An 11,266-nucleotide genomic window follows, 5' to 3' on the forward strand; every position below is an offset into this window, starting at 1 on the left:
AAAACCATGGACAAAATGTTCGAACTGATTAATTCTCTGAACGCACTGACGAAAGCAGTAACTGCACTGACGGAGAAAATCACAAGTGAGTATCTCAACACATTCGAGACCATCTACGATTCCGAAAAGGACGAGCCACAGGAAATCACTGCAAAGGAACAGCCAACACCTGAACAGCAGACTGTTACTTTTGTAGAACTCCGCAGCCGTCTGTCGGAGATTTCCCGCAATGGTCATACTGCTGAAGTCAAGGAGCTGCTCCGGAAATTCGGGGCAGACAAGCTCTCCGATGTGGCAGAGTCGGACTACACAGCACTGCTTGCAGAAGCGGAGGTGATTGTAAATGCTGGGTAATCACGCACTTCTCGCGCCCTCATCCAGTGCAATGTGGTTAGAATGTACACCTTCGGCTATGAAAAATGCCGCCGTAGCGGATACATCCAGCAGTTATGCTCAACAAGGTACAGATGCCCACACACTCTGCGAGTACAAGGTAAAAAAGGCTCTCGGACACAGGGTTCGAGACCCCACTGAAGATTTGACATACTTCGATGAGGAAATGGCGGAATGCAGCGATACTTACTGCGAATTTGTCATGGAGCAGGTCGAAACGGCAAAGCAGAACTGCTCCGACCCGCTTGTCCTTGTAGAACAGCGTCTTGATTTTACCCGTTGGGTGGCAGAGAGCTTCGGCACAGCCGACTGTATTATCGTAGCTGACGGTACGCTTACGGTAATAGATTTCAAGTATGGGCTGGGAATTTTGGTAGAAGCCGAAAACAACAGCCAAATGCGGATGTATGCCCTCGGCGCTCTCAATCTCTTTGAAAGCCTGTACGACATTCAGACCGTCCGCATGATTATTTTTCAGCCCAGACGTGACAACATCAGCATTGCCGAAATTACCAAAGAAGAGCTGCTCGAATGGGCAGAAAAAATCCTCGTTCCGGCAGCGGTCCTTGCCGCCAATGGTGAGGGCGAATACAAGGCAGGCAAACACTGTCAGTTCTGCAAGGTAAAGGCAACCTGCCGCAAGCGTGCGGAGTACAATCTCCAAATGGCACAGTACGACTTTGCCGTTCCTGATACACTTTCCGATGATGAAATCAGCATGATTCTCAATCGTGCGGACACCTTTATCGGTTGGGTAAACGATGTAAAAACATATGCACTTGAACAGGCAATCAGCGGTAAGGAGTTCCCCGGATATAAGATCGTGGAAGGTCGCTCCAACCGAAGATACACAAATGATGATGTCGTTGCGGCAGTTGTCACGGATGCAGGATATGACCCATTTGAAAAGAAGCTCATGGGCGTGACCGCAATGACAAAATTGCTCGGCAAGAAAAAATTTGATACCCTGCTCAGCTCTCTTATTGAGAAACCACAGGGCAAACCGACACTGGTTCCCGATTCCGACAAACGGAAAGCGTGGAATCCCACAGCAGAAGATTTTAAAGAGTAAAGGAGTTTTTATTATGGCAAAGATTATGAATCCGACAAAGGTGGTCACGGGCAAAAATACTCGCTTCAGCTATCTCATCGTAAACGAGCCGAAGAGCATCAACGGCGGCACTCCGAAGTACAGCGTATCTCTTATCATTCCGAAAAGCGATACCGTAACGGTGGAGAAATGCAAAGCGGCAATCAAGGCTGCTTATGACGAGGGACAGTCCAAACTCAAGGGAAACGGCAAGTCTGTTCCCGCACTGAAGATGCTCAAAACGCCTCTTCGTGACGGCGATGAAGAAAGACCGGACGACCCGGCTTACGCAGACAGCTACTTCATCAACGCAAACAGTGCAACAAAGCCCGGTGTCGTAGATGCCGACTGCCAGCCGATTCTCGATACCAGCGAACTTTACAGCGGTATCTACGGTCGTGCAAGCATTAATTTCTACGCATTCAATACCAATGGCAACCGTGGAATTGCCTGCGGTTTGAACAATCTCCAGAAGCTCCGTGACGGAGAGCCGCTGGGCGGTAAATCCCGTGCAGAGGACGATTTTGCAGACGATGACGACGATGATTTTCTTTCATAATTAACTGATACAGACGGGTGGGCGTTTGCGGTGTGAACCGTGGGTGGGTTCTAAGGAAGTGATGATATGGAAGTTTGGAAAGATATTCCCGGATATGAAGGGAAATACCAAGCAAGCACAGAAGGCAGAATACGGAGTTTGGATAGAATGATTCGTGGCAGAAGCCCCTATTCAAAGTCTTATTACTACCGTCCGATGAAGGGGCGCATTCTGCGTCCGGGGAGATTTTGCAAGAATGGTCATGTTTCTGTTGTTCTCGAACATGGTGGTATCGGACAGCCCGTCCACCAACTTATCATGAAAACATTTGTGGGTGATCCACCGGAAGGAATGGAAGTCCTCCATAACAACGGTGATCCTACTGACAATCGCTTAGAAAATCTCAGATATGGTACGAGAACTGCAAATATACTTGATGTGTATTGGCAGGGCGGACGCTGGCGGAAACTTTCAATCGATGATGTAGATGCAATAAGGTTTGGTCTGACTTGCGGTATAAAAGGCACTGAGCTGGCTGTTATGTTCAATGTATCACCGTCTACAATATCTTGCATAAAAAGGAGGAAGTCATTCTCATGGCTATAAGTACCTTGCTTTTGGATTTAGAAACAAAGAGCGATGTTGATTTAACGAAATCAGGTGTGTACCGCTACGCCGATTCTCCTTATTTCGATATTTTGTTATTCGCATATTCTGTGGACGATTCTCCGGTGAAGGTCATTGACCTTGCCAGCGGTGAGTCGCTCCCCGATGATATTCTTCATGCCTTGACGGACGATTCTGTCACAAAGCACAGCTTCAACGCTTCTTTTGAGCGCGTTTGCCTGTCGGTCTGGCTGAAACGCAATTATCCCGATATTTTCCACAGTTACAGCATTCCACAGGATTCTGTCGGCAATTATCTTAGTCCTGATTCTTGGCACTGCTCTATGGCAGCGTCCGCTTACCTTGGATTGCCGCTGACGCTGGCAGGAGTCGGCTCTGTATTGAAACTCGAACAGCAGAAAATGACAGAGGGCAAAGCTCTCATCAAGTATTTTTGTGTCCCCTATGCCTATGACGGCGATAAACCGCTGTTTCATGTTCCGTCCGATGCTACTGATAAGTGGGCGGTTTTCAAAGCATACAACAAGCGTGACGTAGAGACGGAAATGGGAATTGAGAAGAAAATAAGCCGTTTCCCTGTTCCTTATTTCGTGTGGAAGGAATACCACCTTGACCAAGAAATCAACGACCGCGGCATTCAGCTTGATTTGCCGCTTGTCCATAATGCAATTCGTATCGGCGATTGTGCAAAACAGCATCTTACTGAAAAGCTGTGCGAATTGACAGGACTTGAAAATCCAAACTCCGTGCAGCAAATGAAAGGTTGGCTGAAATCGCACGGCGTAGAAATAGAATCCCTCGGCAAAAAGGAAGTGCAGGAACTGATAGATAAAGTTCCGCCGGAAATTCGTGAGGTTCTTTTGCTCCGACAGCAAACCTCCAAATCCTCGGTCAAAAAGTACTCAGCAATGCGAAATGCAGTCTGCTCGGATGGCCGTGCAAGAGGAATGTTCCAGTTCTACGGTGCAAATCGTACAGGTCGGGAAGCAGGCAGGATTATACAATTACAAAATTTACCGCAGAACCATATTCCCGATTTGGAAGCGGCACGAAATCTCGTTCTTTCCGGTGATATGGAAGCTCTGGAACTTCTCTATGAGGATATTCCCGACACGCTGTCACAGTTAATACGCACGGCATTTGTACCGAAAGCAGGCTATAAATTTATCGTAGCGGACTTCTCTGCTATCGAAGCCCGTGTCATTGCATGGCTTGCAGGCGAACAGTGGAGAATGAACGCTTTTGCTAATGGCGAGGACATTTATTGTGCATCGGCATCAAAGATGTTCGGCGTTCCTGTTGTAAAACATGGCGTGAATGGACACTTGCGGCAGAAAGGTAAGGTGGCGGAATTGGCTTGTGGATACGGCGGCTCTGTCGGTGCAATGAAAGCTATGGGTGCAGACGCTATAGGACTTTCAGATAATGAACTGAAGCAAATTGTCACAGATTGGCGGAAGGCATCGCCCAACATCGTACAACTCTGGTGGGACGTGGAGAGGGCGGCTATCAAGGCAGTCGGCGGCAAAACGCAGACAGAAGCACACGGTATCAAATTCAGCTATGAATCGGGATTTCTATTTATTGAACTTCCCTCCGGCAGACGACTTGCCTATGTAAAGCCACGTATTGAAGAGAACCGTTTTGGCGGTGAATCTATCACCTATGACGGTGTCGGCACATCAAAGAAGTGGCAGCGGCTGGAGACATACTCCGGCAAACTCGTGGAAAATATTGTTCAGGGTATAGCTCGTGATTTGCTGTTTTATTCCCTACAGACATTGTCTCACTGCTTTATCGTCGGGCATATCCACGATGAAATGATTATTGAAGCTGATAGACGAATGTCACTGCAGGCTGTCTGCGAACAGATGGCTCGTACACCGAAATGGGCAAAGGGGCTGCTCTTGCGGGCTGATGGGTACGAGTGTGAATTTTATAAAAAAGATTAGGAGCAGGCTAATTTTCAGCATATTTTTAAGGACTGTATAATGAGAAGAATTTTAGGAGGGTTTTGCTATGTTTTATGTAAAGGAAAATATCAATGGCACTGTTGAAGTCAAGGTAGAGCTGAACGATGAAAATGTGTTCTGCACCTGCCCTGACTGCGGCAAGGAAGTATCCGTTGACCTGTCTGTTGTATTTGCAGACGGCATGGGCGATATGTACGGCACGGCAGTTTGCTGTTCTGCCTGCTCGAAGAAAAGAATGGAGGCACTGAAATGAAAAGTTTGATTCCTATGGACGATTACGGTGTGTTCGTCGATAAACATGACACCGCCAGAGTAGACAGCCGCTATGTGGCACAGTTCTTTGAAAAGGAACACAGAGCTGTCCTCCGTGATATTCGTGAACTTGATTGCTCGAAGGAATTTCGACTGCACAATTTTGTGCAGTCGGCATACATCAACGAACAGGGACATAAGCAGCCGTGTTACATTATGACCCGTGACGGTTTCGTCTTTCTGGCAATGGGCTATCGTGGTAAAAAGGCGGCACAGTTCAAGGAACTGTACATACGCCGTTTCAACGAGATGGAGTCTTTCATCAGAACGCTTGTATCGGCAAGGCAGGAATTTCCTCTGCTTACCGAGAATATCCGTCTTATCAACGACAACCCGAAGCCTTATCACTTCAGCAATGAATGCGATATGCTCAACCGTATTGTACTTGGCATGACGGCAAAGCAGTTCAGAGTGCTTCATGGTATTGAGAAAAAGACCAGCATCCGCCCATATCTGACGCAGGAGCAAATCAATATGCTTGAAGTTCTGCAAAAGGCTGATATTGGTCTGCTGCTGTCAGTTCCAGATTTTCAGACGAGAAAGCGTCATCTGGAATGGTATGCGGAACGCATAAAAAAGGAGCACGGCAATGGCAGATAAGTACAACGCAGAGGGCTATTTCAGCCCTACAGAACACGAGGCGTTCACCCGTCTGGAAAAGGAAGAAAAGGCAGTCCGCAAGGCTGCCGCCTTCCGACCCATTGTGTATATCTGCTCTCCTTACTCCGGAGATACGGAGAGAAATATCAAGAACGCCAAGAGATACAGCCGCTTTGCCGTAGACAAGCACTATCTGCCGATTGCACCGCACATCTATTTTACGCAGTTCATGGACGACGATATTCCAGAGGAACGGGATACAGCCATTTTTATGAACTGGGTGCTGATGAGCAAGTGCGTGGAGCTTTGGGTGTTCGGTGAGAATATCTCCGCAGGCATGAAGGCGGAGATTGACCGTGCGAAGCGTAAACACATGAGAATTCGTTATTTCACGGAAGAATTGGAGGAAAAGCTATGAAATTTACCCTGTATACTGCCGACTGTACCGGCAATGCGAAGAACACCAACTACCCACACCAGAAAGTCATTACCTCTGAAGCTGACCTAAAGAAGGCGGTCGCCTTCGATCATGTGTGCGCACTGTATGATAATTTTTCCCGCAGTGACACTAACTTTCAGCTCTCGGATGTTGTGCCGATGGACTGTGACAACGACCATTCCGACGATACGGACGAGTGGATCACGCCCGAAAAGCTGTCGGAGATGCTAACAGATGTGGCATTTGCGGTCACATACAGTCGTCATCATATGCTGGCGAAAGGCTCGGTATCCGCCCGCCCTCGTTTCCATGTATTTTTCCCGACAACGCCCTGCAAGGATGCAACATTTCACAAAGCAATCAAAACCCGTATCTACAAGGAACTTCCCTTCTTTGACGGCAATGCGCTGGATGCCTCCCGTTTTCTGTTTGGCTCGAAAGGTGAGGTGGTTTGGCACGAAGGGAGTCTGACTATCGAGGACTGGCTGACACTGATGAAATCGAACCGCAGCATTCCAGAAGGGCAGCGCAACAGCACCCTGTCCCGTATTGCGGGCAGACTGGTCAAGCGTTTCGGTGTGACGGATGAAGCCCGTCAGAAATTTCTGGACAAAGCAGCCGAGTGCAATCCTCCTCTTGATGATACGGAATTGGAAAGCATCTGGAACAGTGCCTGCAAGTTCGGCAGCAAGGTTACCTCGCAGGACGGATATGTTCCGCCCGACCAGTTCGGACAAAATCCTCTCCTGCCGGATGATTTTTCCGATGTCGGTGAAGCCCGTACTTTCGTGGACTGCTTTGGCGAGGAAATCACCTTCACGGTTGCTACCAATTACCTGCGTTACAATGGTGTATATTGGGAGGAATCGGAACAGGCGGCGGTCATGGCGATGATTGAACATACCGATGCCCAGCTTTCGGATGCGGAAAGCAAGATGGAAGAACATTTATGTGCACTGGAAAAGCTCGGCGTTCCCAGAATGCTGGCAAAAGCGGGTGGTAAAAAGTTCCGTGATAGTTTGAATCCGGAGCAGGGTGCTGCATATGGGCTATTCAGATTTTCGGAGATATACCACGATTTCGTGATGAAGTATCGCAACATCCGAAGTCTGAATAACGCCCTTGATGCCGCCAAACCACTGGTACTGAAGCACCCGGAGCAGCTTGACGGGAATCCTATGCTGCTGAATACGCCCGGCGGCACTTATGATCTGACGAAAGGTATTAACGGTTGGAGAGCGACTGATCCTGCTGACCTGATTACCAAAGTGACAGCGGTCGTGCCGAATGAGGAAGGCAGGCAGTTATGGGAGGAAGCCCTGCAGGTGTTCTTCTGCAGCGACCAGAGTCTCATTGACTATGTCCAGATGATCTGCGGACTTTGCCTGATTGGAAAGGTATACACCGAGGCGATGATTATTGCTTATGGTGATGGACGCAACGGCAAATCGACATTCTGGAATGTAATTTACAAGGTGCTGGGCAGCTATTCCGGCAATATCTCTGCTGACGCCCTGACCGTCAACTGCAAGCGGAACGTGAAGCCCGAAATGGCAGAGCTGAAGGGCAAGCGGCTGATTATTGCTGCCGAGCTGCAGGAAGGTATGCGTTTGAATACCTCTGTGGTAAAACAGCTCTGTTCGACCGATCCCATTTTCGCAGAAAAGAAGTTCAAGGCACCGTTCTCTTTTGAGCCAAGCCACACGCTGGTGCTGTATACCAACCACCTGCCGAAGGTGTCTGCCTCCGATGACGGCACATGGCGTAGACTGATCGTGATCCCGTTCCATGCAAAGATTCAGGGACAGGCTGACAAAAAGAATTATACCCAGTATCTCATTGACAATGCAGGCGGTGCGGTTCTTTCGTGGCTGATCGAGGGTGCGATGAAGGTGGTCGCTGCCGATTTCAAGGTAGACCGCCCACAATGTGTGTTGGATGCGATCGGAGCGTATCGTGACGGCAATGACTGGCTTGGAGCATTCATCAATGATTGCTGCGATGTAGATGCATCCTATCAGGAGAAGTCCGGAGAGCTGTATAAGCGTTATCGTGAGTATTGCATAGAGAATGGTGAGTATGTCCGCAGCACGACCGATTTCTACGGTGCGTTGGAGCAGGCAGGATATAAGCGCAAGAAGCTGAACAGCGGAATTACCATCTATGGGCTTCAAATTCGTCTGGAATTTCTTGATTGACCTGCACTTTCATCATTCAAAAACGACGTAAAATCGGGAAAGTGCAGGTCGGTGAAACTCATATACAGACCTTACGCAGGCGAGAAAAAACATAGAATTTTCTTCCTATAGAAAGGTTTGGAAATGACATTCACCGACCTGCACTATTTCCCAGAAAGGTCGATTTTATGCGAGAAAAATCAATTGAAGAAAAACTGGTCGCTGCCGTAAAAGTACAAGGCGGTGTCTGTTGGAAGTTTACCTCTCCCGGAACAGCAGGTGTGCCAGACCGCATCGTATTGATGCCATTCGGCAAAATCGGTTTCGTGGAGGTCAAAACACCCGGCGAAAAGCCCCGGTCGCTGCAGCGACTTCGTATCAAAACACTTCGGCGGCTGGGCTTCAAGGCGTTTGTGTTGGACAGCCCCGATCAGATTGGAGGGATCATTGATGAAATACAAACCCCATGACTATCAGAAGTTCGCTGTGGACTTCATCGAAACACACCCAGAGGCGGCAGTCCTGCTGGAATGCGGACTCGGCAAGACCAGCATCACCTTGACGGCGCTGAACGACCTCATGTTTGACAAGTTTGAGGTACGCAAGGTACTGATCATCGCCCCGATTCGTGTATGTAAGAATAGCTGGGCTGCCGAGATCGCCAAGTGGGATCACCTTGAGGGGCTGAATTACAGTCTGGTGCTGGGCAGCCGTGAACAGCGGCTTGCGGCACTCCGGCAAAAGGCAGACCTCTACATCATCAACCGTGAGAATGTGCAGTGGCTCATTGAAAGCAGCGGAATGCCGTTTGATTTTGACATGGTCGTTATTGATGAGCTGAGTTCCTTCAAGAATCATCAGTCCAAGCGATTTAAAGCACTACGGAAGGTACGACCTTTCGTAAAGCGCATCGTAGGGCTGACCGGAACACCATGCAGCAACGGACTCATGGATTTGTGGGCACAGTTCCGTCTGCTGGACAAGGGTGAACGTCTCGGCAAGCGTATCGGACAGTATCGTGATGCTTATTTTACACCGGACTGGAACGGCTTCACTTACACACCGAGAAAGGGCGCGGAAAAGGAAATATACGGCAAAATCGCTGATATCAGCATCTCCATGAAAACCACCGACCACCTGACCATGCCGGAGCTGGTAACGACAGCGGATAGAGTGGAACTTGATGAGAAGGCTGCAGCAATTTACAAAGATATGGAACAGGATATGTGTCTGGACTTCGTGCGGGATTCCATTACAGCAGCAAATGCAGGTGTCCTGTGTGGAAAGTTGACACAGCTTGCCAGCGGTGCGGTTTATACCGATGGCGGCAACGTGATGCGGATACATTCCCACAAGCTGGACGCACTGGAAGATCTGATCGAAGCGCAAAACGGCAAACCTGTTCTGATCGCATACTGGTACAAGCATGAACGGGACAGCATCATGGAGCGTTTCGAGTGCAGAGAGATCAAGACCGATACAGACATTGCCGACTGGAATGCAAGCAAAATACCAATCGCACTGATACAGCCTTCTTCCGCAGGTCACGGGCTGAATTTGCAGTCCGGCGGTAGCACCATCATCTGGTACACGATGCCGTGGTCGCTGGAACTGTATCAGCAGACCAACGCCCGCCTCTGGCGTCAGGGGCAGCAGTCCGAAACGGTCGTAATCCACCACATCGTATCGGTGGGAACGATTGATGAAGATATCATGAAGGTTCTGGAAAACAAGGATAAAACACAAGCAGCAATGATGAGTGCAGTGAAAGCGAGAGTAAAATGAGCGAAGGATATGTGCCGCTGTCTGCGGCAATTATTGAGAGAGCTTTGCTGGACTACAAACAGGCATTGAGCGAAAAAGACGAAGGCACGATCCGCGAATGCGAGCGTTTCCTGCGGTCGCAGTGGTTTGCCTTTCTGTCCGACTTAGATGGTGAGAAGCTGATTGTTATGATGAAGGAGGAAGCAGCATGAAGGAATACTGGAACAAAGCGGAACGACTCCGCAAACGCATCAACCGGAAAATACATGAAATCCGTCTGCTGCGTCAGAGAGCTGAGGGTATGAATGGCAACGGCATCAGCGATATGCCAAAGACGGTATCTCCCGACCACAGCAAGATGGAAGGAACTGTATTCAAAATCATGGCACTGGAACAGGAGATACAGGAAACGCAGGCGGAGTATGATGCCCTGATATCTGACATGGAAAACCGCATCCGTCAGGTGGAGGACAGTGATGCACGTGACCTGCTTACCAAGCGTTACCTTGAATTCAAGCCGTGGGCAGTAATCGCTTCGGAGTTCGGCTACAGCGTACAGAATATCTACCGTCTCCATACCAAAGCCCTCGAAAAGTTGAGAGTTGATGAGAGTTCATAAAACTTGACTTACACGAGGATATGTGGTAAACTGTATAATAGAAGAATTATGTAAAGCCGTTGTGATCTGACCGCAGCGGCTTTTGTTATACCCGAAGGAGGTGTCGGCTATGCCGAGGAAGAGTAAACGCCCATGCAGTCACCCCGGCTGTCCGAATCTGACCGAGGACAAGTACTGCGAGGAGCACAAGTCTCTTCACCCCGACCGACCGTCTGCTGCCAAGCGTGGCTACGGCAGCAAGTGGCAGCGTGTCAGCAAGGCATACCTCCGCCGGCATCCTTTGTGTGTGCGGTGCAAAGCACAGGGACGGTTCACGGCAGCGACCGTGGTCGACCATATTGTTCCTCACCGTGGTGATCCGCATCTGATGTGGAATGAAAGCAACTGGCAGGCTCTTTGCAAGTCCTGCCATGACCGCAAGACGTGGACAGAAGACCGAAATCCCGTCTATCGGTATTGATTGTGTCTGAAATGCTGCCGGTGGGGGGATAAAAATCGCTAATTGTGAATTTTTTACAGACCGGCGTCCCCTCTCACGCACGAAAACCAAGGTTCAAACGGGGGATTAACCCTGAAAATATGCAGACAAGCCGAAACCTACGCAGTTTCGGCTATTTTTCTCTCAAAAGGCAGGTGAAATCAGATGGCAAAGGACGGTACAAGAAGAGGCGGCAGACGAGTTCGTGCAGGCGATAAGCCGAAAGCCCTCTCCGACAAGATCGCAGAGGGCAAGG

14 protein-coding genes and 1 pseudogene are annotated in these 11,266 nt (G+C 49.2%); all 15 read left to right on the plus strand.

The features are described 5' to 3' along the window. Positions 1-6 precede the first annotated feature (6 nt). Positions 7-354, plus strand: a complete 348-nt coding sequence (locus DXB92_RS08615) for a hypothetical protein (protein WP_117733563.1) — start codon at positions 7-9, stop codon at positions 352-354. After that, a complete protein-coding gene (locus DXB92_RS08620; protein ID WP_181976997.1) occupies positions 344-1,465 on the plus strand; it encodes a DUF2800 domain-containing protein in 1,122 nt (373 codons plus the stop codon). Before DXB92_RS08615 ends, DXB92_RS08620 begins: the two co-directional genes overlap by 11 nt. A gap of 13 nt (positions 1,466-1,478) precedes the next feature. Next, complete coding sequence (locus DXB92_RS08625) at positions 1,479-2,042, plus strand: DUF2815 family protein (RefSeq protein WP_046437683.1); 564 nt, start codon at positions 1,479-1,481, stop codon at positions 2,040-2,042. A 66-nt stretch (positions 2,043-2,108) separates the two neighbouring features. Continuing rightward, a complete protein-coding gene (locus DXB92_RS08630; RefSeq protein ID WP_117733564.1) occupies positions 2,109-2,627 on the plus strand; it encodes an NUMOD4 motif-containing HNH endonuclease in 519 nt (172 codons plus the stop codon). Continuing rightward, positions 2,624-4,600: a DNA polymerase gene (locus DXB92_RS08635; RefSeq protein WP_341473037.1), complete on the plus strand. Its 1,977-nt coding sequence runs from the start codon at positions 2,624-2,626 to the stop codon at positions 4,598-4,600. Before DXB92_RS08630 ends, DXB92_RS08635 begins: the two co-directional genes overlap by 4 nt. Positions 4,601-4,667: 67 nt before the next feature. Beyond that, positions 4,668-4,874 (plus strand): hypothetical protein, encoded by a 207-nt coding sequence (locus DXB92_RS08640; protein WP_117733566.1) that lies wholly within the window; start codon positions 4,668-4,670, stop codon positions 4,872-4,874. Then, complete coding sequence (locus DXB92_RS08645; RefSeq protein WP_117733567.1) at positions 4,871-5,533, plus strand: Rha family transcriptional regulator; 663 nt, start codon at positions 4,871-4,873, stop codon at positions 5,531-5,533. Before DXB92_RS08640 ends, DXB92_RS08645 begins: the two co-directional genes overlap by 4 nt. Then, entirely contained in the window at positions 5,523-5,951 is a 429-nt protein-coding gene (locus DXB92_RS08650; protein ID WP_117733568.1) for a DUF4406 domain-containing protein, read from the plus strand. Before DXB92_RS08645 ends, DXB92_RS08650 begins: the two co-directional genes overlap by 11 nt. Next, the gene (locus DXB92_RS08655) at positions 5,948-8,170 is read left to right on the plus strand and encodes a phage/plasmid primase, P4 family (protein WP_117733569.1); all 2,223 of its coding nucleotides are present in this window, start codon (positions 5,948-5,950) and stop codon (positions 8,168-8,170) included. Before DXB92_RS08650 ends, DXB92_RS08655 begins: the two co-directional genes overlap by 4 nt. Positions 8,171-8,337: 167 nt before the next feature. Next, positions 8,338-8,619, plus strand: a complete 282-nt coding sequence (locus tag DXB92_RS08660; RefSeq protein ID WP_117733570.1) for a VRR-NUC domain-containing protein — start codon at positions 8,338-8,340, stop codon at positions 8,617-8,619. Beyond that, positions 8,600-9,934 carry a DEAD/DEAH box helicase gene (locus DXB92_RS08665; protein ID WP_046437670.1) on the plus strand — a complete coding sequence of 445 codons (1,335 nt, stop codon included), beginning with the start codon at positions 8,600-8,602 and terminating at the stop codon, positions 9,932-9,934. The genes DXB92_RS08660 and DXB92_RS08665 overlap by 20 nt, the downstream gene beginning before the upstream one ends. Next, positions 9,931-10,125 carry a hypothetical protein gene (locus tag DXB92_RS08670; protein ID WP_117733571.1) on the plus strand — a complete coding sequence of 65 codons (195 nt, stop codon included), beginning with the start codon at positions 9,931-9,933 and terminating at the stop codon, positions 10,123-10,125. The genes DXB92_RS08665 and DXB92_RS08670 overlap by 4 nt, the downstream gene beginning before the upstream one ends. After that, complete coding sequence (locus DXB92_RS08675) at positions 10,122-10,532, plus strand: hypothetical protein (RefSeq protein WP_117733572.1); 411 nt, start codon at positions 10,122-10,124, stop codon at positions 10,530-10,532. Before DXB92_RS08670 ends, DXB92_RS08675 begins: the two co-directional genes overlap by 4 nt. A 109-nt stretch (positions 10,533-10,641) precedes the next feature. Continuing rightward, positions 10,642-10,992, plus strand: coding sequence for an HNH endonuclease signature motif containing protein (locus DXB92_RS08680; protein WP_117733573.1), 351 nt, complete (start codon positions 10,642-10,644; stop codon positions 10,990-10,992). Between the two features lie 183 nt (positions 10,993-11,175). Further along, a pseudogene (locus DXB92_RS14145) lies at positions 11,176-11,266 on the plus strand (terminase); the annotation flags it as partial.

It is taken from the genome of Ruminococcus sp. OM06-36AC (genome assembly GCF_003438725.1).
Taxonomy (GTDB): domain Bacteria; phylum Bacillota; class Clostridia; order Oscillospirales; family Ruminococcaceae; genus Ruminococcus_C; species Ruminococcus_C callidus.